This window comes from Austwickia chelonae, from assembly GCF_003391095.1.
Classification (GTDB): domain Bacteria; phylum Actinomycetota; class Actinomycetes; order Actinomycetales; family Dermatophilaceae; genus Austwickia; species Austwickia chelonae_A.
In genome coordinates this window covers 725607-749378 of the sequence record NZ_CP031447.1, presented here as the reverse complement: position 1 = coordinate 749378, position 23772 = coordinate 725607, and the positions used below count along the sequence as shown (strand labels likewise).

Here is a 23772-nt window from a genome sequence, read left to right as displayed (position 1 = left end):
TGTCCTCTTCGCCGCACGTGGTCGTCGTCTCGTGGGTGTGCCTGTCACACCCACGAGACGACGACCACAGCGGTGAGGCTCAGCGCCAGCAGGATCACTGAGGGCCACGCCCACCTGGAGGTGACCTGCTCGGCAGTGGATCCCTCGCCGGGCAAGGGCCGGTCCAGGCGGTGACGCTCGATGAGCGCGGCGATCGCGGCAGCGGAGGCGCCGAGCGAGGGAGGTGTCATCCCTGCGTGGACGTCATCGGCCTCGACGGTGAGCACATGCCCGGCGTCTGCGGTGCGGTTCAGCTGCGTGGTCGTGGGGTTCTCTCCGGGGCGGGACGGCACGGTACGGCGCAGGAGGGCGTCCCGTCCGGGGCTCGCTGTGCCGGAGATCGCCCAGGACGAATAATGTCCGGTCTCTGATTCGACGACCAGGGACCACGACGAACGCGCCCCGTCCACGCGCTCCCAGGGAAGGTGGATGTCGCGCAGGATGTTGACGACTCGCACCCCGGTGTCGTCGACCCGCACGCACGGACGGACGAAGACCACCCACCCCAGTACGGACAAGGCCACGCTCCAGGTGATCCCGGCCAACGACCGGTCGATCCACCCTCCGATCATCGCGGTCATGACGGCGACGGCCACCGCAGCGAGGGTTCCCCCCACCATCAACTGCCCCCATTGGCGAAAATTACGGCATTCCATGGGTTTACCTCGACTGTCACGAACCGGATGACTTCGAGGATAGTCCTGGCCACCTTTCCGTGCTCTTCAGCATCGAGGTGTGCCGTCTCCAGCCCACGGACAGAAAGTGTCGACCTTGATCTGTCGGGGACATGTTGTGGGGCATGATGGTCACTACAGCAGGAGCAGGCATTTTTCACAGCGGATCATCATGAGCGGGAAGGCAACGCATGAGCCAGCGGGACTCACTGGCCGTTCCTGGTCCTCCCTCCGCAGAAACGACTGGCCCTGTGTACGGGGCCCGTTACGGAGATCCGGTCTACGACGCCCAGTGGGGGCTGTCTGATGGGTCCGTCACCGCACGACCAGGCCGGTTGGCAGACGGCCCAGTCGGCCTTCCCGACATGTCAGCCCCGCCCCGAGCAGGGGCACGGCTGCTCACTTTTCGTCCGGGGGTCGTCACATTACGGCCGTTGTCGATCAATGACATCATCGACGGCGCGATCCGTACCGTCCGTCGGCGTCCGGCTCTCTTCATCGGCGTGGCCGCCCTGGGGATCGCGGTGGCCACGGTCGTCCGGGCAGCCATCGATGTCTCCGTCGGGGTCACTTTGCTGAGCAGCCCCGGTCAAATCGTGCGGATTTCCCCCAGTTTCGCGGTCAAGCCGGTATTGGCCCTCCTGATCGCCGGTTTGCTCGCGGTGCCCACCGCCGACGCCGTTCTCGGGCGTCGCCCCAGTTGGCCTCGTGTCAAGGAGGCCCTGTCCGCGCATCGGTTCTCACTGTTGAGGCTCGTCGCGGTGATCGCCGTGGTCACCGGCAGCACAGCATCGGCGATCTGGGTCATGACGGGCGGACGAAATGCCCAGCTGACCGACCTCACCATGGTGCTGGCCGTCCTGAGCCTGATTCAATTCGTCCTGTTGGTCCCGTTCTTCGCAGCACCGGCGGTGTCGGTCATCGAGGGTGCCGGTCCTGTACGTGCCTTGCGTCGTTCCTTCGATCTGATGCGTGGTTCTCTCGGCCGGGCTTTCCTGGTGATGCTGACCGGCAAGGTGTTGGTGGCCGTCATGATGACGGTGATCGCCACGCCTTCGCTGATAGCGATCACCATCCTGTCGATGGCCAGCGGTTACAACCTGCTGGAATCCAGTTGGGCGCCGGCGCTGAACACCCTGTTGGACCTGCTGGTCGACTCCCTTTCGCTGCCTTTCGAGGCCGTCCTGTACGCCCTCTTCTACATCGATCTTCGAGTGCGCAACGAGGGCTTGGACGTTCTGCTGGTCAACGAGGCTCGACGAGGAGCCGACCGATGAGGGCCCGCTCCTGGTGTGCGCTGGCCGCGGTCGACCCTTCTCCGGAGGAGGCCCGCCGTTGGGCCGAGGAGGAACTCGCCAAATCTGCTTATCAGGAACCGTGGATCGCCAGGTTCCTGGCTTATCTCGCTCATCAGCTGGAAGCGCTGTTGCTCAAGCTGTTCTCGTTCAAAGGCGGCAGTTCACCGGTGCCCTCGGCCGTGACGATCCTGGCCGTCCTGGTCGTGGTCCTCGCGCTCACGGTGTTGTTCGTCAAAGTCTGGAAGAGGAAATACCCGGATGCCGAGGAAGCGGGCTCTCCAGAGCCTGCGGTGCTGCCCTTCGCCCCGCTGACTGCCGCGGAGTACCGAGCACGGGCGCAGGCTGCTCTCCCTGACGATCCGCGCACTGCTGCGGTGGAGGCCTACCGGGCGATCGCCGCAGGTCTGCAGGAGCGATATGTCGTCAACGTGAACCAGGGCAGAACGGCTCGGGAGTTCGCGGTCCAAGCAGCTGTCGCGTATCCGGTCTGCGGAGTCGAGTGCGGCGACGCGGCGACGACCTTCGAGGAAGCCTGTTACGGAGGGTTGGTCCCCGAGCTGAGTGCGGTGGAGCGGATCTTGTCCTTGGAGTCCCGGATGCGTGCGGAGAAACCGATCCTGAACAGGCCAGATGCGAATGCGGTTCCGCTGGCGGTGCCTCGATGAATCCGATAGGACGGCTGCTGGGAACAGTCGGTGTCCTCCTTGCTCTCGTGGCCGCCGCGCTGCTCGGTACCTACTGGGTCGCCGGTGATCGGATCGGGTCCGAGCCGGGGAACCTGGATTCGACCACGTCGAACGGCGGGGCCGCCCTGGCTGTTCTGCTGCGTGAACGCGCTCAGGTGGATGTCCGGATGGCGAGGACCTCCTCCGACCTGGGCAACCCGGCTGAAGGAACCTTCGTGATCGCTGCGCCCGGCAAGATTCCCGACCAGGCGCTGGGTTCGGTACGCAGCCATGCAGCCCGGGCGAAGACTCTCGTGTTGGTGAATCCGCATCGGGAGACCCTCGAGATGTTCGCACGGGACATCAGCGTCCAGGAGAAGATCCAGGGGTCCTTCGGAGCGCGATGCACTGCTGAGGGCATCCGGGCAGGGGACGAGATCACCGGGGAAACTCGGCTCTACCGCTCTTCCCGGAGCCTGGACAAGGTGTGTTTCACCCAGGTCGGCGGCGGCGCTGGGATGCCTGGGGCCGTCGTGATCAGGGATGACCTCGGGCGTCGGATCGTCGTCGTCGGCAGCCTGGACATCTTCACCAACCAGCATCTCCGCCTTCAGGGGAATGCAGCGGTCGCGCTTCGACTGACCGGGTCGCATCCCCATGTGACATGGTACTCGGGGGCCCCCGAGTCGAAGGTGGCTGAGAAGAAGGCCGATGCCGGGTCGGCGTGGCAACCGAAATGGTTCCAGCCGCTGGTCCTCGGGTTGGCGGCGACGGTCGTGGTGGCGATGTTCTGGCGAGGGCGACGCCTCGGGAGACTTTCCCGCGAGCCCCTGCCTGTCGTGGTCCAGGCCGGGGAGACCACCCTCGCCCGGGGACGCATGTATCGTCGCGCCCGCCAGCCGAGCTATGCCGCGACGATCCTCCAGCAGGCAACCTGTCGACGGTTGTCCATGACTCTTGATCTCCCCCCGTCCGCTGACCCGTCGGTGGTGGCGCAAGCCGCCTCTCAGGTCTGTGGACGTTCCCCCCATGACATCTTGCACACTCTCACCTGCGCCCCCCAGAACGATGCCGATCTGGCGGCCCTCGCCGGGGCGCTTGCCAGTCTCGAAGGAGAGGTTCGACGCACATGAGCGATCAGCACCCTGACCCGGTCCACCCCGGGGAGCAGCACGCTGAGCAGGAGCATCCCGCACAGCAGTACGCTCAGCCCCCTGTCGCTGAGCACTCCGGACGACCGGAGGATCCGGTGTCCGTTCAGGCCCGCGCTCAGCTGTTGGCCGTACGTACCGAGGTCGCCAAGGCAGTGGTCGGTCAGGACAGCGCTGTGATGGGGCTGTTGATCGGCCTGATCGCCGAGGGACATGTGCTCCTGGAGGGCGTGCCCGGCGTGGCGAAGACTTTGCTGGTGCGTTCCGTCGCAGCAGCGCTGTCCATCGACACCAAACGGGTGCAGTTCACCCCCGACCTGATGCCTGGCGACATCACCGGTTCCCTGGTCTACGACCCGAACACCGCGGAATTCAGCTTCCGGACAGGGCCGGTCTTCACGAATCTCTTGCTGGCTGACGAGATCAACCGCACCCCGCCCAAGACCCAGGCCGCCTTGTTGGAGGCCATGGAGGAGAAACAGGTCAGCGTGGACGGGCGCCCCCGTTCTCTGCCGAAGCCTTTCCTGGTCGCGGCCACCCAGAACCCGGTGGAGTACGAGGGTACTTATCCTCTGCCCGAGGCGCAGTTGGACCGCTTCCTGCTCAAGGTGGAACTGGGTCTACCGCCGCGGGAGGACGAAGTGGCGGTGCTCTGTCGGCATGCCGGCGGGTTCAACCCCCGTGATCTGGAAGCAGCCGGTCTGACGGCCGTGGCTTCCCCGGACGATCTGATCGCCGCCGCTGCTGCTGCTCGTCAGGTCACGGTCTCCCCCGATATCGCCGCCTACATCGTCGACATCGCCCGGGCGACCCGGCAGTCCCCCTCGCTCTCCTTGGGAGTGAGCCCGCGCGGTGCGACGGCGCTCTTGGCGACCTCCCGGGCCTGGGCCTGGTTGAACGGACGCGCATTCGTGACTCCCGATGACGTGAAGGCCTTGGCCCATGCCACCTTGGCGCATCGTTTGCGGCTGCGTCCCGAAGCCGAGCTCGACGGGGTGTCGGTCGCTACGGTGCTGGCCACAGCGGTGGCCTCGGTGCCGGTGCCCCGGTGAGTACCGATCTCCTTCTTCTCGGGTGACCGAAGCGACGATGGGCGAAGAGGCAGGGTGATCGCATGGCTGTGACCTGGCGTTTCGTGGTTCTTGTCGCGGCAGGGACGATCCCGCTGATCTGGTGGCCGGAAGCAGCCGTGCTGCGGATCTACTGGGTGGGCGCACTGGCCTTGCTGTTCGTGGACGTGGCTCTGGCACCCTCACCAGGTGGGCTGGCCGCCCGTCGGGAAGCGGTCCCACCGACTCGGGTGGGTGAGTCCACGCGTAGCCGAGTGGTTCTGACCAATCCGACGCGACGTCGGGTCCGTGCTCTCGTCCGTGATGCCTGGCAGCCTTCGGCCGGGTCGGTGATGGACCGTCACCGGGTGGTCCTCCATCCGGGGCGTTCCCTACCGGTGGACGTGGAACTGATCCCGTCCCGTCGAGGAGATCTGTCGACCGATCGCTTCACTCTCCGGGTGTTCGGCCCGTTGGGTCTGGGTGCCCGGCAGCGTTCTTTCGTGGTGCCCGGCGTGCTTCGTGCGCTACCGGCTTTCCCTTCCCGCCGTCATCTGCCCGGTCTGCTGGCGCAGTGGCGTCAGCTGGACGGACGTTCAGCGGTGCGTACGCGTGGGCAGGGTACCGAGTTCGATTCCCTGCGGGATTATGTCGAGGGCGATGACGTACGCAGCATCGACTGGCGGGCTACGGCCAGGCGCCAGCAGGTGGTGGTGCGGACCTGGCAGCCGGAGCGAGACCGACATGTGGTGATCGTGGTGGACACCTCCCGGACGAGTGCCGGGAGGATCGGCGACATGCCGCGGCTGGACGCGGCGATGGACGCAGCTCTGCTGCTCTCCGCCTTGGCGTCACGAGCCGGCGACCGGGTCGAGGTCATGCTGGGCGACCGGGATATCCACACTCATGTGCGGGCCGACCGGAGGGGCGACCTGTTGAACCGCTTGGTCAATGCGATGGCTCCGGTAGATCCGGCTTTGGTGGAAGCCGATTGGCCGAGGATCGTCGGTGCGGTCTCCGGGCAGGCGCGACGTCGAGCTCTGGTCGTGCTGGTCACACCCTTGGAGCCTGCCGCGGTCGAGGAAAGCCTTCTACCGGTGCTGCCTGCGTTGACCGCACGGCATCGGGTGGTGATCGCCTCGGTCCAGGATCCTTCGGTGGAACAGGCACGTCTGCTGCTTCCAGCGTCAGCGCAGCAGGAGCTGACTGCTGTGCAACGCACGGACGCCGTTTATGGTGCGGCGGCGGCTGAGCAGACATCCAGGCAACGGGACCGTACTGCGGCTGTCCTGCAGAAGGTGGACGTGACCGTCCTGGATCGGGGGCCGGAGGACCTGCCGTTGACGCTGTGCCGGCACTATCTGATGTTGAAGTCCCGAGGCCTGCTCTGACCCCTACGGGGTACCGAGAACTCCCGGAGCTGGTTCGCTACCCGATGCCCGACCCGCGCTGGCCCGGTCACTCCCGGGAGATACCGACATATCCGCCGCGGTCGGCGGTCAGATCCCCGGTTTCCCCTTCGAGATATGCGGAGCGTCCTAGGGTGTAGACGTACGCCAGGAAGAGCACTTCGGCGAGCGCACCGATACCGATCCGCGCTGCGGTGGGGAGCCCCGAGGGGGTGACGAAGCCCTCGATCAGACCACAGAGCAGCAACACGAGGGCCAGTCCCATGGCCACGGACATAGCAGCACGGGCTTCGGCGGCGAAGGACTGCGCCCGGCTGCGCGCTCCTGGTTCGACCCAGCTCCAGAAGAGCCGTAGGCCGACGCCACCGGCGACGAAGACACAGGTCAGTTCCAACAGCCCGTGCGGGAGGATCAGACCGTAGAAGACGTCGGCCCGGCCATGACGAGTCATCAAGGCACCGATGACGGCCAGGTTGAGGATATTGGTCCAGAGCAGGCCGATGACCGGGAAGCCGAGGACTCCCAGCGTGATGCATAAGGCAGATACATAGGCGTTATTGGTCCAGACCCGGAAAGCGAAGCTACTGGCGGCGTTCTCCACGTAGTAGTTGGCGAAGTCGTGTTCGACCAGCTGACGGACCTGGCCTGCGCTCATCATGGTCTGTTCCACATGGGGGTTGTTCAGGAACCACCATCCCAGGGCCAGGGCGACAAGGAGGTTCACCGCCAGGGTGGCCAGCCACCAGTAGCGGATCCGGTAGAGCGTCCCGGGGAAGGTGTGGGTGAAGAATCTCAGTAAGGAACCCCATTCGGACCTGCCGGGCCTCGCGGAGTGCGCCCTGGTGCGGGAAAGCAGCCAAGAGAGGTAAGCGATGAGCTGGGGGTCGGGAGACGCCGAACGCACCGCTGACAGGTGGGTCGCGGTGCGTTGGTAGAGGTCCAGCATCTCGTCTGCTTCGGCGCAGCTCAGATTCCGGTGACTGATCAGCTGTTCGAGCCGTCGCCATTGCGGTAGGTGCGCTGCGACATAGGCGTCCACGTCCACGTCGCCACTGTACGGCCCTTCATGGTCGACGTGGTTCCTCCTCGGCATGACACAGGTGTCTCGCGGGTCAGCAAGCCGAAGCGAGCTAGGCTGGGCAGGTGACGACGAGCGCCGTGGGCGGGCAAGGACACCTCGGGGAATCCGATGACGGAGAGTACCTGTTGACCGGCGAAGCGGTCGCCTTGGAACTACCGCCGGCTTCGCTGGGTGTGCGTGCTATTGCCGGGATGATCGACATGGCAGTGGTCTTTTTCATGTTGCCGACCGTTCTATTCGCGGTGTTCATGCCGCTCGCCAACGTTCTCGATCAGACGGCTCTGACCGCGGTTTTTGTCCCGACGGTGCTGTTGGTCGTCGTGGGCTTCCCGACGATATTGGAGACACTGACCGGCCGTACCGTGGCGAAGATGATTCTGGGGTTACGCACCTTGCGTGACGATGGCGGGCCGATCTCCTTCCGGCATGCCTTCACCCGGCACATGGTCGGCCTGGTAGAGGTATATCTGCTGATGGGGGCACCGGCTCTGGTCAGCGGATTGTTGAATACTCGGGCGAAACGGTTGGGTGACTTCGCCGCAGGAACATATGTGGTCCGCGACCGGATGACCTTCCCCTGGCCGACGCCTGCTGCGGTGCCCCTGCCCTTGGCTGCCTGGGCGTCCACTGCCGATATCGCGCCTTTGCCCGATCAGCTGTCCTTGTCGATCCGTGAGCTCCTGCGCAGAGCTCCGCAGATCCGTCCGGAGCCTCGGCATCAGTTGGCGCAGCATCTTGCTGCTCAGGCCTTGGTGTATGTCTCTCCCGGCCCTCCGCTGGGCACACCGCCGGAGGTCTTCCTGGAAGCGGTGCTGGTGGAGCGTGGCCGACGCGACTGGGAGCGTCTGCAACGGGATGAGGAGATCCGTCGGCGGTTGACCGGTCGGGGGCTACCCGTGATGTCGGACGGCCCAGCTGTCCAGTCTCCGATGACGTCTCCGGAGCAGTTCGGTTCTTCCTCGGTCACTCCGCCGGTGGAGAGGCTTCGGGGCTGAAAGCGGGCAAGCAGACCACCATGCAGTCGACGCCGTCGTCGCCGCTGGTGTAGCGCACCCGCTCTCCGGAACGGGTGATCAGGGCTTGGCCGGCCCGTACTCGGGCTTGTCCTCCGTCGTGATCGACCAGCATGGTGCCGACGAGTACCACGGTCACCGCGTCGAGTTCAGGTCGGTGATAGTTCCCGGACCATCCTGCTGGTGCGCTCATCCGAGCGACGGAGACGATGTCGTGGCCGGTGGACGACCGGCCGATGTATTCGTCGACGGTGCGGCCGTGTCCGGTGGTGATGTGCACCGGCTTCTGGATGAGTTCAGGCACTCACCAAGGGTAATCGGACATTTCCTGACTGGCTGGGATGAGCGGGACTGGATCTCGTCCGTCATCGCCACACACCTGCGCGTTCTGTCCTGCCCGGCGTACGCCGGGCAGGACAGAACGCGCTCGGGGTCTCAGGCGATCCGGTCGATGAGCAGCACCGGACGTTCCGGTGCGTTCTCTCCGATGCTCCAGGAGCCTTTCAGGGCGTCCTGTGCACGGGCGAAGCGCTCCGGGGTGTCGGTGTGCAGAGTGAGCAATTTCTGCCCGGCACGGATCCGGTCACCGGGTTTGGCGTGCATCTCCACCCCGGCTCCGGCCTGGACCGGCTCTCCCTGACGTGCCCGGCCTGCTCCGAGACGCCAGGCGGCCAGCCCGACGGCATAGGCGTCGAGCGAGGTCAGGACGCCGTCACGCTCCGCGGTGACGATCTCTTGCTCGGCCGCCACCGGCAATGTCGCGTCAGGGTCTCCGCCCTGGGCGCGGATCATTGCTTTCCAGGCATCCATGGCCCGGCCGTCCTGCAATGCTTCGGCCGGGTCGACGTCGGTGACCCCGGCGCCGGCGAGCATCTCCCGGGCCAGCGCCACAGTGAGTTCCACGACATCGGCCGGCCCGCCTCCGGCGAGGACCTCGATCGATTCCCGGACCTCCATGGCATTTCCTGCGGTCAACCCGAGCGGGGTGGACATATCGGTCAGCAGGGCGACAGTACGGACACCGGCGTCGGTTCCCAGGTCGACCATGGTGCGGGCCAGTTCACGGGCCGCTCCGAGCTCTTTCATGAAGGCACCCGAGCCGACCTTCACATCGAGCACCAGCGACCCGGTGCCCTCGGCGATCTTCTTGCTCATGATGGAGCTGGCGATCAACGGGATCGCCTCCACCGTCCCGGTGACATCGCGTAGGGCGTAGAGCTTCTTGTCGGCCGGGGCGAGGCCGGAGCCGGCCGCGCAGATGACCGCGCCGACCTCGTCGAGCTGACGGAGCATGTCCTCATTGCTGAGCGCGGCCTGCCAGCCGGGGATCGATTCGAGCTTGTCGAGGGTGCCCCCGGTGTGGCCCAGCCCGCGCCCGGACAGCTGGGGGACGGCCACCCCGTAGGAGGCCACCAGCGGTGCCAGGGGCAGGGTGATCTTGTCCCCGACGCCTCCGGTGGAGTGCTTGTCGGTGGTCTTCTTCGACAACCCGGAAAAGTCCATGCGCTCACCGGAGGCGATCATGGCCTGGGTCCACCGGGCGATCTCACTGCGGTCCATCCCGTTGAGGAAGATCGCCATGGCCAGCGCAGACATCTGTTCGTGGGCGACGACGCCTCGGGTATAGGCATCGATCACCCAGTCGATCTGTTCCGGGGAGAGTCGCTGCCGGTCCCGCTTGGCGCGAATGATGTCGACGGCGTCGAAGGCTTCGGTCATGTCCCGATCCTGCCTCATCCTCCTGCTACCTGCGAAAGGACAAAAGGGCACTCGTCGATTCCATTGTCCAGCAACTTTTTCGGAGTCTGCACGCAGCGGTGGTCGAAGACGGCGCACCTTGAGCTCCCTGCGAATGGCCTGGCCCGACGGGTCCGGCCGGTAGCGTGGGCGATGTCGTGGCCCATTTGCTCGGAAAGGCTGTCCTCATGTCTTCTCCACGCCGTAGCACCATCGACTGGGCGATGCGCCTGATCTCCTTGGACACCACCAGCCGTGACCCGAACCTTCCCCTGATCGACATCGTCCGGGAAGAGCTCTCGGCCTCGGGGGTCACCACCCATGTCTGCGCAGGCCCACAGGAGGGCAAGGCCAATCTGATCGCGACGATCCCTGCTGCGGACGGGTCGACCGACGGAGGCGTGGTGCTCTCCGGCCATACCGACGTGGTGCCGGTGGACGGGCAGCAGTGGACGAGCGAACCTTTCGCCCCGCAGATCCGCGACGGCCGGTTGTACGGACGAGGCTCTGCGGACATGAAGGGATTCCTGGCCTGCGTGCTCTCCGCCCTCCCGGACATGCAGAAGGCTTCCTTGCGTGAACCGATCCACTTGGCCTTCAGCTATGACGAAGAGGTCGGCTGCCTGGGTGGTGACCAGATCGTGAAGGATCTGGCCGAGCTCGGGTTGACCCCGCGGGTCGCGATCATCGGCGAGCCGACCATGATGCGCGCAGTCCTCGGGCACAAGTCGGTGAACCTGGTCGAGATGGAGTTCCATGGCCACGCCTGCCACAGTTCGCTGAAACCGCGCGGTCTGAACGCGATCGAGCACGCCGCCGTGGTCATTCGACGGATCAGCGAGCTGGGTGAACATTTCGCTGCCAACGGGCCTTTCGACGATGCCTACGAGATCGCGCACAGCACTATCGGGGTGAATATCGTCCGGGGAGGGATCGCCTCGAACACGGTCGCCGACCATTGCCTGGTCCAAGCCGACTTCCGGACGATCGCCGCCGAGGACCCGCGGGCCGTCGTGGAGACCCTACGGGCCTTCGCCCAGGAGGAGTCCGAGATGATGCGCGCTCGGCACCCTTCAGGGGGAGTTGATTTCCGGGTCGCTTCGATGGTCCCCGGGCTCGAGAGTTCGCCGCAGGGTGCCGCCGCCGCCCTGATCGAGCGGCTCGGTCGACCTCTGGAGACGAACAAGGTCACCTATGGCACCGAGGCCGGGCAATTCTCCGATGCCGGCATCGATGCGGTCGTCTGCGGGCCGGGAGATATCGCTCAAGCCCATGGCACGGACGAATACGTGGAGCTGGCCCAACTGGCGGCCTGCGAAGCGATGCTCAGCGCTCTGATCGAGGAGTTCACCGGCTGAACTGCGAACCCTATTTCGCGGTGTTCACGGCCGGAGCCCGGCACCCCGTGGGACGTGGGTGTCGGGCTCCGCTGGTCGATTTCGGCTTCGTTCAAGCCTTCGTGACCAGTTCGATGTCCGCCGGGCCGAAGGCCTGAGGAAGGATGTCCTTGAGGGTCAGCCGGCCTTCCGGGGTCTGGATCCGGCAGTCCGGACCCCCGAATTCGTAGAGCACCTGGCGGCACCGGCCACACGGCATGAGGGTGACTTCACGGGCGTCGACGCACCACACCGCGACCAGTCGTCCGCCACCGGTCTTGGCCAGCTCGGAGACCAGCCCGCACTCGGCGCAGAGGCCCAGCCCGTACGAGGCATTCTCCACATTGCACCCGGAGACGATCCGGCCGTCGTCCACCAGAGCAGCGACGCCCACGGGGAAGTTGGAGTACGGGGCATAGGCCTGCTTCATCACGGCTACCGCTTCGGCATGCAGTGCATCCCAGTCGATCGTGATGTCAGCCACGTCTGCTTCGTCGTTCATCAGTGAGTTTCACCCTTGCGATAGATCAGCCCGTCGGCTGCGGGCATCCGGAGATTCTGGCTGGCCAGGGCCAGTACCAGAAGCGTAGCCACATAGGGTGCGGCGCCGGTCAGCTGGCTGGGAACCGACTCCGAAGAGGCATACCAGCAGGTCACCAAGAGCCCGAAAGCCGCCATGGCCAGTCCGCCGGAGAAAGCCCCCGGCCATCCGACGGATCCTCGACGAGCGAGAAAGGCCACGAGCCCGGAGCCGAGAAGAAGCGCGACCCCGGCGAATCCGACGAAGAGTCGCACTGCGGTGGGTGCAGAGTCGCTGGCTGCGTACCAGCCCACGGCCAACGCCAGTGCGGCGGTCGCAGCGGGGGCGAAGGCAGCCTGCCGCCCGGAACGATGACGCAGCAGCGCGGTGACTCCCAAGGCCACCAAGGCCACTCCCGCAGCGAGGAGAACACCATGGATTGCGTTGCCTCGCAATTGAATAGCATCGAAATAGCCGAACATCAATGCGCCGGAGGCCAAAGACCCAGGCCGCCAGTTGCCGAAGATGAGGGCAGCCAGGCCGATATACCCGCGTCCACCAGTCTGCCCATCACGAAACATATTGGCCGCCACCAGGGTCAGGTAGGCCCCGGCAAGACCGGCCAGGGCACCGGAGATCAGCACACCGGCGTACTTGTACCGATAGACATCGACGCCGAGGGTCTCTGCAGCAGCTGGCGACTCACCACAGGAGCGCAGACGCAGACCGAAAGCTGTCTGCCAGAGCACCCACCAACTGGCCGCGACCAGTCCGACCGCGATCACGGTGAGCATCGACAGATCAGTGACCAGTCCGGCCAGCACGCCAGCGGCGTCGGAGATCAGGAACAGATGTGTGCTCTCCAACGAGCGCAGACCGTCGGACAGCCCGGGAACGGTGATCTTCGGCAGCTCCGGAAGCTGGGGGGACTGCACGCCCTGCAACTGGGGCCAGGTCCGAGCGGCCAGGTACTTCGCAGCGCCTGGGCCGATCAGGTTGAGTGCCACGCCGGAGACGACATGGTCGACACCGAAGTAGACGGTAGCCACAGCGTGCACCGCGCCGCCGACCAGACCCATCAGGATTCCCCCGATCAGACCTGCCCAGGGACCCCAGCTCAGCGCGAAGGCTGCTGATCCCCAGCAGCCGAGGATCATCATGCCTTCCAAACCGATGTTCACGACGCCGGCCCGTTCGCTCCACAGACCTCCCAGACCGGCCAGGCCGATCGGAACAGCCAGGCCGATCGCAGCGGCCACGGCACCGGAGGAAGCGATGTCGTTCTCCCCGGTCGCCACCCGAAGAACAGACAGACCGACCAGAACTCCGAGAACGGTCAGCGCAAGGCGCAGCGGAGTCCAACGGTTCCGCCGTTGCGGGATGTCTGCCGCGACGTGCGCGTCGAGCTGAAGTCCCATGCTCATGAGTGGTCCCTTTCCGTGGTGGCGGACCCGGTGGTGGCCTCAGCAGGGGCCAGGTCCTCCGCCGACCGACTGTTCGCAGTGGTGGTCCGGCCGTCTCCGGCTCGCTCGCCGGCAGCCAGCCGTTTAGCCACAGAGGCCTGTTCGAGACGGGTCTGGACTCGTCGGACCACTTCGTAGGCGATGACGACGGCGAGGACGATGATGCCTTGGATGATCGAGACGATCTCCGGCGAGACCGAGATCAACTGCAGCGGCCCGGACTGCTGGTTCAGATAGGCCCACAGCAGCGCGCCGAAGGCGATCCCGACGGGGTGGTTACGGCCGAGCAGTGCCACACCGATCCCGGCGAAACCGAGCCCGGCTTGAAAGGTCCCTCCGTAGGCGTGGTCCTGGCCGAAGAGCAGCGGCATCCCGACGAGTCCACCGACGGCACCGGAAAGCACCATCGTGATCATCACCATCTTCTTGGCGTCGACACCACTGGCCACCGCGGCGCTCTCGCTGCGTCCGGCCGCTCGCAGGTCATAGCCGAACCTGGTGTGGGTCAGGACGAACCAGTACAGGAAGCCCACCAGCACGGAGAGGAAGACCAGGGAGTAGACCGTGTTGCGCGCCCCGGGGACCAAGGCCAGCCCGGTCAGCCAGGACGAGGCAGGGATCTCAGCGGTCTTGGTGACATCGGTCTGCCCGGACGGCGCGACGATGCCCAGCAGGTAGGCGACCAGTCCTGTGGCGATGGCGTTGAGCATGATCGTGGAGATCACTTCCGACACACCGCGACGTACTTTCAGCCAACCGGCGATACCGGCCCACATCCCCCCGGCGAGCATGGCCACGACGATGCCCAGCAGGACATTGGCGGGCCCACCGATGAATCCTTGACCGCAGACGACGGCAGCGGCAAAGACCGCCACCCGGTACTGGCCCTCGACACCGATGTTGAACAGGTTCATCCGGAAGCCGATAGCCACGGCGATCGCGGAGATGTAGAGAATGATGGCTTCGTTGAGGATATTGACCGTGACCCGGGGCAAGGGCGCTTTGAGCAGCTGCTGCCAGACAGCTCCCACCGGGTCTCCTGCTGCGAAGAGCACGGCCGTCGTGATCGTGAAGGCCACGATGAGCGCGAGGAGCGGCGCTGCCAGGCTGAAACCGATTCTGCGTAGATCGATCTTCATCGCGCTTCCTCCGGGGCCGTCGTCGCGGTGTTCTCGGCGCCGGAAGCCTGCCGATGTCCGTCCGCGCCGGTCATCGCGGCGCCGAGCTCCTGAGCGGTCACCGTGTCCGGGTCGTAGGGACCGGTCAGTCTGCCGCGCAGGAGTACATAGATGCTGTCGGAGAGCCCGATCAGTTCGTCCAGGTCCGCCGAAATCAGCAGGACGCCGAGGCCTTCCCGCCGTGCATTCTTCAAGCAGTCCCAGATGAAGGACTGCGCTCCGACGTCGACTCCGCGGGTGGGATGCGCGGCCAGCAGGACGATCGGCTGGTGGGCCATCTCCCGCCCGATGATCAGTTTCTGCTGGTTCCCCCCGGAGAGTGAGCCTGCCGTGACGTGAATACTGGGGGTGCGGACGTCGTACTGGTCGACGATCTCCTGCGTGGACTGTTGCGCACCCTTGGAGTCGACGAAGACGCCTTTGATGTTGGGACGTTGGGTCTGGTGTCCCAGGATGCGGTTCTCCCACAACGGTGCGTCCAGCAGAAGCCCGTGACGGTGCCGGTCCTCGGGGATGTAGCCGACTCCGGCTTCACGGATACGACGCACGCCCCAGTCTGAGATGTCCAGATCCCGCAGCTGGATGCGGCCGCTGTCCTGTTCGCGCATGCCCATGATCACTTCGATCAGTTCGGCTTGTCCGTTACCTTCCACGCCGGCGATGCCCACGACCTCTCCGGCATGGATCGTCAGATCGAGGTGGTCGAGGACGGGACGGGCACCGCCGTCGGAGAGGAGGATGTCCTCGATCCGGAGCAGTTCCTGGTCGGTGACCGTGGATTCCTCGGTCTCCGGGGTGGGCAGTTCAGAGCCGACCATCAGTTCGGCGAGTCCCCGAGCGGTGGTCTCTTCAGGGTTCACCGAGGCCACGGTGGTTCCCCTGCGGATGACGGTGATGGCGTCGGCAACGGAGAGCACTTCGTCGAGCTTGTGGCTGATGAAGATGATGGTGAGGCCTTCTCGCGTGAGCTTACGCAAGTTACCGAAGAGTTCGTTGACTTCTTGGGGAACGAGGACGGCAGTGGGCTCGTCAAGGATCAGGATGCGCGCCCCGCGGTAGAGCACCTTGAGGATCTCGACCCGTTGGCGAGCGCCGACCCCGAGGGATGCGGCCAGCTGATCCGGGTCGATACCGAGTCCGTATTCTTCGCTGATCCGTCGGATCTCGGTGCGGGCTCCGGCACCGATGCCATGGAGTTTCTCGGCGCCGAGGACGACGTTCTCCAGGACGGTCAGGTTGTCCGCCAGCATGAAGTGTTGAAAGACCATGCCGATGCCGTGAGCGATGGCGTCCGAGGGGCTCTTCAAGGCGACCTGTTCACCGTCGACGGTGATGGTGCCTTCGTCTGGCCGCTGTACCCCGTAGAGGATCTTCATCAGGGTGGATTTACCCGCCCCGTTCTCCCCGACGAGGGCATGAACATGGCCGCGTCGCACGGCGAAGGTGATGTCCTTGTTGGCCACCACCCCGGGGAAGCGTTTCGTGATGCCTTCGACCTGGACGGCGATGGCTGCGTCCGGTTCCGGTCCGGTGGGGGGTGGGCCGGCCGCGGTGGGCGGCGCGGAAGGTGGCTGCGTTGCCATGGAACTTCCCGAGGGTATGTGAAGGGACGGGCATGGAGGGGCGTGCTGCGGCCCGGGCCGTGTACTGAGCCGGCCCGGGCCGATCGCATCGAGCGATCAGACGGTGGAGGGGACCTTCACCTTGCCGTCGACGATCTCCTGCTTGGCCTTGTCGATCTCGGCCTTGATGTCGTCGATCTTGCCGCCGGTGGTCGACAGGGAAACGCCATTGCTCTTCAGGTCGAAGCTGTGGGCTCCGCTCTTGAAGGTGCCGTCCTTGACCGATTTGAGAAAGTCGTAGACACCCACGTCGACGTTCTTCACCATCGAGGTGATGATGATGTCCTGGACGTCCTTGGATGCGGTCTTGGCCTGGTCGGAATCGACGCCGATGGCCATCGCGTTCTTGGCCTTGACAGCGGTGAAGACGCCTGGTCCGGAGCCACCTGCGGCGTGGTAGATGACATCGGCACCGGCGGAGAGCATGCCTTCCGCAGCGGTCTTGCCCTTGGCCGGGTCGGTGAAGCCGGAGTAGTCGGGAGCCTGGGTCAGGTACTTGATCTGGATCTTGATGTCGGGTTTGACCGACTTCGCTCCAGCGGCGTAACCCGCTTCGAACTTCTTGATCAGGTCGGTCTGCACTCCACCGACGAAACCGATGTTGCCCGTCTTGGACTTCTTGGCTGCGGCGACGCCTGCGAGATAAGAGCCTTCGTGTTCTGCGAAGACGACATTGGCGATATTGGGACCTTTGGCGTCGGCGGAGTCGACGATGGCGAACTTCGCGTTGGGGTTGTCCTTGGCCACCTTGTCGACCGCGCCCTTGTAGGCGAAGCCGACAGCCACGATGGTGGTGTAACCGGAGTCGACCAGCTGCTGAAGCCGGTTCTCACGACTGGATTCCGACTCCCCTGGCGTAGCCGTGGAATCTTTGACCTCACCACCGAATTCAGCTTTTGCCTTATCAGTTCCCCGAGCCGCGGAGTCGTTGAAGGACTGATCACCTCGGCCGCCCACATCGAAAGCCAGGGCCACCTTGAGCCCTTTTCCATCGGCTTTCTTCTCTCCCGAATCGGATTTCGAATCCGCTCCTCCACAACCAGCCAGTACCAGACTGGCCGCAGCCAGAACCGCGACGGCAGCAGTCGTATGACGCATTCAGGGGCCTCCTTGCAGTGTGGCGGCCGGAGAACCCGGCTTAAGGCCCGATGGTAGCCCCGGATTGCGCGGGCTGACCAGCAACTTCAGGAAGCTTGGAACGAAAATGAGGAGTATCTACACACTTTCGCGCCAAAGATGTTCTCAATAAAGGTTTTTCCTATCAGGAACCCGGAGAGGAAAACGTTTGCGACCTCGATCACTCTGACCAACGGCTCTTTCCCGCCACTGATTCACCAAGAGGAGGCGCCCCACTCCTGGATAAAGGAAGGTTATTCATATTGACGTTTTGTTATAACAATAAAAAAGCCTGCCTCGCGCACATATGCGAGGCAGGCCGGGACTTAAGTCCTCAGGTCAGTTCAGTACGCCCTCTGGCCTTCAACTCGTCCACGAGACGCTTCACGTCCTGGGCCCGATCACGAGTGGTCACCAACAGTGCATCGGGAGTATCCACCACCACGATGTCCTCCACCCCGATGACCGAGACCAATCGACCACCGTTCGGGCTCACGATGCCGGTGGCCTCCTGCGCCAGAACCTTGCCCGCATCGCCCAGGACGTGCAGCCCGGCAGGAAGTTCTCCCTCCTGCGGAGGAAGCAGCTCAGCAAGAGAGTCGAAGTCACCCACGTCATCCCAAGGGAAATCGGTCTCGATCACTGCCACCCGCCCAGCATCCGCCGCAGGCTCGGCGACAGCATGGTCGATCGAGATCTTGGTGAGCGTGGGCCATATCTCCGACAAACGTCCTGGGTCGACTGCGATCGCCCGCAGCCCCTGCGAGAGCTCAGGATGGTAAACCGCCAAGAGATCGAGCAGAACCCGCGCCTTGACGACGAACATCCCTGCGTTCCAACGGTAGTCGCCACTATCGATATAGCTGTGCGCCGTCGGTGCATCCGGCTTCTCCACGAAACGATCCACAGCATGACCGTGCGGCGCACCCTCTACGCCGAGGTGCTCCCCGACCTTGATGTACCCAAAACCCGTTGCCGGAAAAGTAGGCCGAATACCTAGAGTGACAAGCAAATCCGTTCGAGCAAGAACCACGGCCTCGGCCACGCACCGCCGGAAGGACTCCTCGTCCCCCACCACATGGTCCGCAGCGAAGGAACCGATCACCGCCTCAGGGTCACGTCGCTCGACCACAGCCGCCGCGAGTCCGATCGCTGCCATCGAATCGCGGGGAAGGGGCTCAGCCAGCAGACCCTGAGCGTCGAGTTCAGGGAGCTGCGCCCGGACGGCCTCCTCGTGGCTCGTCCCGGTGACCACCAGCAGGCGCTCACCGGAAAGCGGGCGCAGACGGTCCGCAGTCGCTTGCAGGAGCGATCGTCCCGAGCTGGTGAGGTCGTGAAGGAACTTCGGGCGGGCAGCTCGTGAGAGCGGCCACAGCCGCGTACCGGCGCCCCCCGCCGGGATCACCGACCAGAAGTCATCAGTGGGAGGAATCGGTCCTGTGGACGGAGACACATTGTCAGCCATGACCGCAACCTAACCGACCCGATCCACCAAGCACATCCCAACGCTGCCGGCTCAGCGAAGCTCGCCTTACCCCACGGCCCCCGAAGCAGCTCAGGACTTCCCGACTCAAGCGGCAACTCGGCAGTATCGGAATTTTCGAAATAATCGATCAAATATCCGGCTGATGGTGGGGAAAGAATGCCGCCCCCAGCCTTCCACCAAGTGATTCATCACCATGATTAGCCCTCGGCGTCTTTATCTGCCTAGGCTTCTTGGACGAGCGACTCCGATCCACGGTTCACGTTGTCCTCCACGTGAGCTGCGGCGACGAAGCCTACGTCCCGCCCCGGTGCCATCACGGCACGGGCGGCATCCGGAACGGAGGAGCTTCCTGGGCGAGGCTCACCGCCATGCTCCTGGCCTACTATCGACTCATGTCGCGACAATGGTCGAGCGTCCAGATGGCATAACCGACAGCTTCGGGGGAAGCCCCCTCGTCGCATGACCAGGAGATCCTGTGCCCCCTACACCAGACGCGGGCCGTCGACGCGCTGCCAGGCGGCGCGTCACGAGGCCCCCCGCCCTGGCGATCATCACAGCTGTCATTCTGGCCTGCATCACCACGGCAGGCGCTGCTGTGCCGGCACCTGCCGCAACGTCCCCACAGGTGGTGCTCTCCAGCGAGGACAAGCTGAACTCAGCAGAGTTGGTCACCGATCTACCCAAAGGTGTCCCCGCCCCGCCCCCCATCGCAGCCAAGAGCTATCTGCTCGCCGAGATGCAGACCGGCAAAGTTCTGGTCGCCAAAAATGCGCATCAGCCCTATCTGCCTGCCAGCACAATGAAATTGCTGACCGCTCAGGTACTCGCACCGCAGATACCGGATGAACAGAGAATTCGCACCACGCTATCCGATGCGCAAGTGGACGGCACTCGTGTCGGCATGATCCCAAATCGGGAATACACCGCCCGGGAGCTCTTCCAATCGCTCCTGATGGGTTCAGCCAACGATGCAGCAGAAGCCTTGGCGCGCACCGGTCCCGGGGGTTCCCCCAAGACCATCGAGAAGATGAATGAGCGGGCAGGCAAGCTCGGTACCAAGAACACCGTGGCGAAGACCCCGCATGGACTCGATGCGCCGGGACAGAAGACCAGCGCATACGATCTAGTGACGATCTTGCGCGGGGCCCTTGAAAATCCCAAGGTCGCGCAGATACTAACCATGCAAAGATTCACCTTCCCCGGCGACAGCGGCAAACCGGGATTCGAGGTGGCAAGCCAGAACAAACTGCTCTGGAACTATCCAGGCGCACTCGGTGGCAAGGACGGCTTCACCGATGCTGCCGGACACACCTATGTCGGCGCCGTGAAACGAGGAAACCGCACTTATGCCATCGCTTTCATGGCTGCTCGGACCAATGACTGGAAACCCTCGGCCAAGTTGCTCGACTGGGCATTCGCCCACGGCGACAAAGTCGGTTCCGTGGGATCGCTGCCGTCCCCTCCCGAGGCCAAACCCACGGCACCAGGACAATCACCGACCGCGCCTTCCTCGAACCAGCCACGGACCATCGCCGAGTCTCCTCCGCCAACGACAGCAGGGTTTGCTCTGATGGACTTCAGTGACCCCACCACCCTGATCATCGCTGCGGCCAGCGTCATCATCCTGCTCATCGTAGTTTTACGTATTCGTAAGCTCCGCAAGGATTCACGCCGACAGGACACGCGAAAACGTCGCCCGTCACGAGTACCGGACAAACGGTACGACGACTACGACGACGACGGCGACCGCCCCGCCCGCAGCAGCCGTCGCGACTCCGACAGCGCTCCAGGGCGCCGCGGACGTGCCGACAGCAGAGCCTCCGCACAGGGACGCAGACGCTCCCGCGAGGACGACGAGTACGACTACGAAGACCCCCCGACATCCCGGGCAGGACGGCGACACGACAGCGAGCTCGAACCTGCAGGCCGTCGTGACCGTCGCGGACCGGGCCGCCGGGACAGCTACGACCGTGCCGAGTCCGGAGCGCTAGGAGAAGTGCCTCAGAGCCGTCGTGACCGTCGCGGACCGGGCCGCCGGGACAGCTACGACCGTGCCGAGTCCGGAGCGCTAGGAGAAGTGCCTCAGAGCCGTCGTGACCGTCGCGGACCGGGCCGCCGGGACAGCTACGACCGTGCCGAGTCCGGAGCGCTGGACCAGACACGGGACCGCCCGGCACCTGAGCGGCCCTCGTCGGAGCGCCGCGCGCCGGAGCGGCCGGCCCCCGGCCGGCCCGCACCGACAGGCCCGCCCCCGGCCTCCTCGCCGGAGCTCGAGGACACCTCCTTCATGACTCGCCCAGAGTTCGGATGGGACTCTCCTCCTGGATCACCCCCTCCCAGCAGCGCACCGCCCGCAGCACCCAACGGAAACGCCCCTTCGGCCGGGCCCGCCTACGGTGCTGCGCCGTTGTACGGCTCACCTGCGCAGGCAACGCCTGCTCCCCCTGCCACAGCATCGGCGGGTTCCAGCGGCTTCGACTGGAACTCCCTGTCCTCCCCCTCCCCGGCAGCCACCCCTCCGGCCGAGCCCCGTCGTACCCCCTACGACTGGGCCGCAGAACAGTCCTCGACCGCTAGCGCCACCGACTCCAGCAGCAGCCCGTACACCCCCAGCGCCTACGGCTCCCCCTACGGATCCGGTTCGAGCAATGGTTACGGCAGCGATACCTCCTATGGGTCGTCGGCCTCCTCGAGCTCCAGCAGCGCCTATGGGACGAGTAGCACCAGTTCCTCGTACGGCACGTCCAGCAGTGACAGCCCATACGGGACGGCCTACGGGGCCGGATCGGGCAATGGCTACAGCAGCGAAGCTGCTTATGGCTCTTCGGCCCCTGCCTCCCCTGCTCCCCCTGCCACAGCGTCGGCGGGTTCCAGCAGCTTCGACTGGAACTCCCCGTCCTCCCCCTCCCCGGCAGCCACCCCTCCGGCCGAAGCCCGCAGTGTTCCTTACGACTGGGCCACCGACCAGAACACATCTCCCGACAGCCGCAGTCACGGATACAGCGCTGCATCCCCGCCGACCAGCAGCACCCCGATCAGTTCGGCGGATCAGGCGTCCTCCACCCGCAGCATGCGTCGCACACCCAGCAGCGGCGATCATTTCGATTGGGCGACCCCGAGCCCGCCGCCCAAGGCGCCGCCAACCCAGCAGAACCGCTATGACCGGGCAGTCTCCGAAGCTCTGCCGCAGCACGACGGTGCGCCGGAACGTGGCTCTAACACCTACGGATTCACCATCGGCGAGCGAGCACCATCGGGGGTACCCGCGGAGCCGGAACGGCGTGACTCCTACGGCGGATGGTCCCCCTCGGACTCGTCTTCCCGGTCCACCGGGCAGGAGCCGTACGACCAACAGGACAGCATCACCCAGACCAGGGCCATGCGTTTCCCTGACCAGGGGGCCGACTCGATGCCGCCCAGCCGCCGTGACCGCCGCTCCCCAGGACAGTACGACGACGACCATGCTCCGCAGACCCGGCGAGAGCGCTACGGTCAGGAGGAGAGCCGCTCCAGCGCGAAGTCGCGGAGTAGGCGCCACCGATCGTAACGGTCACAGGCGTAAAGGCCGAGCTCCTGCACTCTGAAGCCCAGTGAGTAATCGGAGAACTCCTGCTCGGCTCGGTCCAGAGCCTCCTCAGGCAGATCCTGCGCCAAAGTCACATGAGGGTGGTAGGGATAGTGCTGCGGAGCAGCCAGCGGCCCAGTACAGATCGCCTCGGCGAGCTGCCTGCACTCCTCAGCGCCACGGCACACTCGCAGATAGGACACCTGGGTGACGGGGCGAAAAGACGTCGCCCCCTGCAGGAGGACGTCGAAAGGTCCCTGGTCGCGGCAGATCATGGCCAGATGTTCCTGGACCCGGCTCATCTCCCGGTCCGGGATCTCTCGCGGACCAGCCAGCGTGACGTGGGTTCGAACCAGGTCTCCTTGAAGGTCACCGAAGTTCCGGCGTGCCTCTTGGAGGAGGCCAGCATGTGGTTCGGGCAGGGCGATCGCCACCCCGACCCTGGTCACCAAGTCCATCGCAATCCGTAGATCCCGGGGCCGAAGTCCAGGACAAGGCTGTGCAGTGAACGTCCGGAGATCACGACCGGTTCGGTCTGTTGGGCTCCGTCGACCACGGTGAACCGTTCAGCGGACAGAGGAAGACACGACTCATGGAAATTGACCTCGGTGTGCGCGGAGTGCACCGAGCGGACAAACCCCCGCGCCACGGAAGAGTCTTCGCGACCTGAAGAGGACCACGCCAGCGAGTGTTCGACGAACATGGCTCCCCCTACTGGCACAGGCCGGTCCAGGAGGAGTTCGGCCACGACGATGCCTTCGGCTTCGAGGTAGGTACTGCGCCCCACATGACAGTGGCGCAGCGACTTGATCCGGACCGGAGCATCGGGCGAGGCCCGGTAGACCAACGGATAACGATCAGCGCCTTCCCGTTCTCCGACGAGCACCTCCCGGACGGTATGGCGGGTATTCACCGCGTCCGGACCGATCTCGACCCGATCGTGCACCGCGACTCTATGGACTCCGCTGTCCCAGGAGAGCCCCATTCTGGCGACTTCGTCCTCGACCACAGGCCCGTAGCAGCGGAAAGCGAATTCCGGTCGGATCCCGACCCCCGGGCCGGCCTGTCGCCGACGAGCGGGAAGCCTGCCGGACAGCTCGCCATGCTCGAGTTCGAGGATGCTCTCCAAAGCCGAGAGCGCAGCCAAGGAGGCCGTTCGTTCAGGTCTGCTCCGTCCGGACTGCCAATAACTGATGGTGGCCACCGACAGCTCGTGCCCACGGTGCAACAAGTGGTAGCGCAGTCGTTCCAAGGAGAGGCCCCGGGCCTGGATCGCCGCCCGCAAGGCGACGGCGAAGTCGTCGTTCTCATCGTCTTTGCCGCTCACGAG

Annotated in this window: 20 protein-coding genes; 8 read left to right on the top strand and 12 right to left on the bottom strand. The window is 65.0% G+C overall.

All coding sequences use genetic code 11. The features are described 5' to 3' along the window. Positions 1-44: 44 nt before the first annotated feature. The gene (locus DX923_RS03365; RefSeq protein ID WP_116112690.1) at positions 45-695 is read right to left on the bottom strand and encodes a PH domain-containing protein; all 651 of its coding nucleotides are present in this window, start codon (positions 693-695) and stop codon (positions 45-47) included. A 209-nt stretch (positions 696-904) separates the two neighbouring features. Between DX923_RS03365 and DX923_RS03360 the strand changes: the two genes are divergently transcribed. From DX923_RS03360 to DX923_RS03340, 5 genes are all read left to right on the top strand, one after another. Continuing rightward, positions 905-1990, top strand: a complete 1086-nt coding sequence (locus DX923_RS03360) for a hypothetical protein (protein WP_162872751.1) — start codon at positions 905-907, stop codon at positions 1988-1990. Then, the gene (locus DX923_RS03355; RefSeq protein WP_116112687.1) at positions 1987-2676 is read left to right on the top strand and encodes a DUF4129 domain-containing protein; all 690 of its coding nucleotides are present in this window, start codon (positions 1987-1989) and stop codon (positions 2674-2676) included. Before DX923_RS03360 ends, DX923_RS03355 begins: the two co-directional genes overlap by 4 nt. Next, positions 2673-3809, top strand: a complete 1137-nt coding sequence (locus DX923_RS03350; protein WP_116112685.1) for a DUF4350 domain-containing protein — start codon at positions 2673-2675, stop codon at positions 3807-3809. The genes DX923_RS03355 and DX923_RS03350 overlap by 4 nt, the downstream gene beginning before the upstream one ends. Further along, positions 3806-4879: an AAA family ATPase gene (locus DX923_RS03345; RefSeq protein ID WP_116112684.1), complete on the top strand. Its 1074-nt coding sequence runs from the start codon at positions 3806-3808 to the stop codon at positions 4877-4879. Before DX923_RS03350 ends, DX923_RS03345 begins: the two co-directional genes overlap by 4 nt. A gap of 62 nt (positions 4880-4941) precedes the next feature. Further along, positions 4942-6267 carry a DUF58 domain-containing protein gene (locus DX923_RS03340; RefSeq protein ID WP_116112683.1) on the top strand — a complete coding sequence of 442 codons (1326 nt, stop codon included), beginning with the start codon at positions 4942-4944 and terminating at the stop codon, positions 6265-6267. Between the two features lie 67 nt (positions 6268-6334). Here DX923_RS03340 and DX923_RS03335 read toward each other — a convergent pair whose 3' ends face one another. Then, a complete protein-coding gene (locus DX923_RS03335) occupies positions 6335-7330 on the bottom strand; it encodes a stage II sporulation protein M (protein ID WP_116112681.1) in 996 nt (331 codons plus the stop codon). Positions 7331-7428: 98 nt separating this feature from the next. Here DX923_RS03335 and DX923_RS03330 point away from each other — a divergent pair, with 98 nt between their 5' ends. Further along, positions 7429-8361 (top strand): RDD family protein, encoded by a 933-nt coding sequence (locus DX923_RS03330; protein ID WP_205413098.1) that lies wholly within the window; start codon positions 7429-7431, stop codon positions 8359-8361. Here DX923_RS03330 and DX923_RS03325 read toward each other — a convergent pair. Both DX923_RS03325 and DX923_RS03320 read right to left on the bottom strand, forming a co-directional pair. Continuing rightward, complete coding sequence (locus tag DX923_RS03325) at positions 8330-8683, bottom strand: cupin domain-containing protein (protein ID WP_116112680.1); 354 nt, start codon at positions 8681-8683, stop codon at positions 8330-8332. The genes DX923_RS03330 and DX923_RS03325 overlap by 32 nt on opposite strands. 131 nt (positions 8684-8814) lie before the next feature. Beyond that, complete coding sequence (locus tag DX923_RS03320) at positions 8815-10098, bottom strand: thymidine phosphorylase (RefSeq protein ID WP_116112678.1); 1284 nt, start codon at positions 10096-10098, stop codon at positions 8815-8817. Between the two features lie 206 nt (positions 10099-10304). On the opposite strand from DX923_RS03320, the gene argE reads away from it, so the two are divergent. Continuing rightward, positions 10305-11474 (top strand): acetylornithine deacetylase, encoded by a 1170-nt coding sequence (argE, locus tag DX923_RS03315; protein ID WP_116116125.1) that lies wholly within the window; start codon positions 10305-10307, stop codon positions 11472-11474. A 91-nt stretch (positions 11475-11565) separates the two neighbouring features. On the opposite strand, the gene DX923_RS03310 is transcribed toward argE, so the two are convergent. The 6 genes from DX923_RS03310 to DX923_RS03285 all read right to left on the bottom strand — a co-directional run bounded on the left by DX923_RS03310 (position 11566) and on the right by DX923_RS03285 (position 18856). After that, a complete protein-coding gene (locus DX923_RS03310) occupies positions 11566-11994 on the bottom strand; it encodes a cytidine deaminase (RefSeq protein ID WP_116112677.1) in 429 nt (142 codons plus the stop codon). Beyond that, complete coding sequence (locus DX923_RS03305; protein ID WP_116112675.1) at positions 11994-13436, bottom strand: ABC transporter permease; 1443 nt, start codon at positions 13434-13436, stop codon at positions 11994-11996. The genes DX923_RS03310 and DX923_RS03305 overlap by 1 nt, the downstream gene beginning before the upstream one ends. Then, the gene (locus tag DX923_RS03300; protein ID WP_116112674.1) at positions 13433-14614 is read right to left on the bottom strand and encodes an ABC transporter permease; all 1182 of its coding nucleotides are present in this window, start codon (positions 14612-14614) and stop codon (positions 13433-13435) included. The genes DX923_RS03305 and DX923_RS03300 overlap by 4 nt, the downstream gene beginning before the upstream one ends. After that, entirely contained in the window at positions 14611-16236 is a 1626-nt protein-coding gene (locus DX923_RS03295; protein WP_240322720.1) for an ABC transporter ATP-binding protein, read from the bottom strand. Before DX923_RS03295 ends, DX923_RS03300 begins: the two co-directional genes overlap by 4 nt. A gap of 96 nt (positions 16237-16332) precedes the next feature. Further along, positions 16333-17373 carry a BMP family lipoprotein gene (locus tag DX923_RS03290; protein WP_116112672.1) on the bottom strand — a complete coding sequence of 347 codons (1041 nt, stop codon included), beginning with the start codon at positions 17371-17373 and terminating at the stop codon, positions 16333-16335. A gap of 352 nt (positions 17374-17725) precedes the next feature. Then, positions 17726-18856, bottom strand: coding sequence for a mannose-1-phosphate guanylyltransferase (locus DX923_RS03285; RefSeq protein ID WP_116112670.1), 1131 nt, complete (start codon positions 18854-18856; stop codon positions 17726-17728). Positions 18857-19352: 496 nt separating this feature from the next. Here DX923_RS03285 and DX923_RS03280 point away from each other — a divergent pair, with 496 nt between their 5' ends. Next, positions 19353-22424 (top strand): D-alanyl-D-alanine carboxypeptidase family protein, encoded by a 3072-nt coding sequence (locus DX923_RS03280; protein ID WP_116112669.1) that lies wholly within the window; start codon positions 19353-19355, stop codon positions 22422-22424. Here the strand turns inward: DX923_RS03280 and DX923_RS03275 are convergent. Together DX923_RS03275 and DX923_RS03270 are read right to left on the bottom strand one after the other, a co-directional pair. Further along, a complete protein-coding gene (locus tag DX923_RS03275) occupies positions 22370-22900 on the bottom strand; it encodes a 2'-5' RNA ligase family protein (RefSeq protein WP_116112667.1) in 531 nt (176 codons plus the stop codon). The two genes, DX923_RS03280 and DX923_RS03275, sit on opposite strands and share 55 nt — an antisense overlap. Next, the gene (locus DX923_RS03270; RefSeq protein WP_116112665.1) at positions 22888-23769 is read right to left on the bottom strand and encodes a helix-turn-helix domain-containing protein; all 882 of its coding nucleotides are present in this window, start codon (positions 23767-23769) and stop codon (positions 22888-22890) included. The genes DX923_RS03275 and DX923_RS03270 overlap by 13 nt, the downstream gene beginning before the upstream one ends. Positions 23770-23772: the final 3 nt, after the last annotated feature.

Bases quoted from the DNA above. Each gene is read 5' to 3' on its own strand.
- DX923_RS03365 (WP_116112690.1), bottom strand. From the start codon at position 695: ATGGAATGCCGTAATTTTCGCCAATGGGGGCAGTTGATGGTGGGGGGA.
- DX923_RS03360 (WP_162872751.1), top strand. From the start codon at position 905: ATGAGCCAGCGGGACTCACTGGCCGTTCCTGGTCCTCCCTCCGCAGAA.
- DX923_RS03355 (WP_116112687.1), top strand. From the start codon at position 1,987: ATGAGGGCCCGCTCCTGGTGTGCGCTGGCCGCGGTCGACCCTTCTCCG.
- DX923_RS03350 (WP_116112685.1), top strand. From the start codon at position 2,673: ATGAATCCGATAGGACGGCTGCTGGGAACAGTCGGTGTCCTCCTTGCT.
- DX923_RS03345 (WP_116112684.1), top strand. From the start codon at position 3,806: ATGAGCGATCAGCACCCTGACCCGGTCCACCCCGGGGAGCAGCACGCT.
- DX923_RS03340 (WP_116112683.1), top strand. From the start codon at position 4,942: ATGGCTGTGACCTGGCGTTTCGTGGTTCTTGTCGCGGCAGGGACGATC.
- DX923_RS03320 (WP_116112678.1), bottom strand. From the start codon at position 10,098: ATGACCGAAGCCTTCGACGCCGTCGACATCATTCGCGCCAAGCGGGAC.
- argE (WP_116116125.1), top strand. From the start codon at position 10,305: ATGTCTTCTCCACGCCGTAGCACCATCGACTGGGCGATGCGCCTGATC.
- DX923_RS03310 (WP_116112677.1), bottom strand. From the start codon at position 11,994: ATGAACGACGAAGCAGACGTGGCTGACATCACGATCGACTGGGATGCA.
- DX923_RS03305 (WP_116112675.1), bottom strand. From the start codon at position 13,436: ATGAGCATGGGACTTCAGCTCGACGCGCACGTCGCGGCAGACATCCCG.
- DX923_RS03300 (WP_116112674.1), bottom strand. From the start codon at position 14,614: ATGAAGATCGATCTACGCAGAATCGGTTTCAGCCTGGCAGCGCCGCTC.
- DX923_RS03295 (WP_240322720.1), bottom strand. From the start codon at position 16,236: ATGGCAACGCAGCCACCTTCCGCGCCGCCCACCGCGGCCGGCCCACCC.
- DX923_RS03290 (WP_116112672.1), bottom strand. From the start codon at position 17,373: ATGCGTCATACGACTGCTGCCGTCGCGGTTCTGGCTGCGGCCAGTCTG.
- DX923_RS03285 (WP_116112670.1), bottom strand. From the start codon at position 18,856: ATGGCTGACAATGTGTCTCCGTCCACAGGACCGATTCCTCCCACTGAT.
- DX923_RS03275 (WP_116112667.1), bottom strand. From the start codon at position 22,900: ATGGACTTGGTGACCAGGGTCGGGGTGGCGATCGCCCTGCCCGAACCA.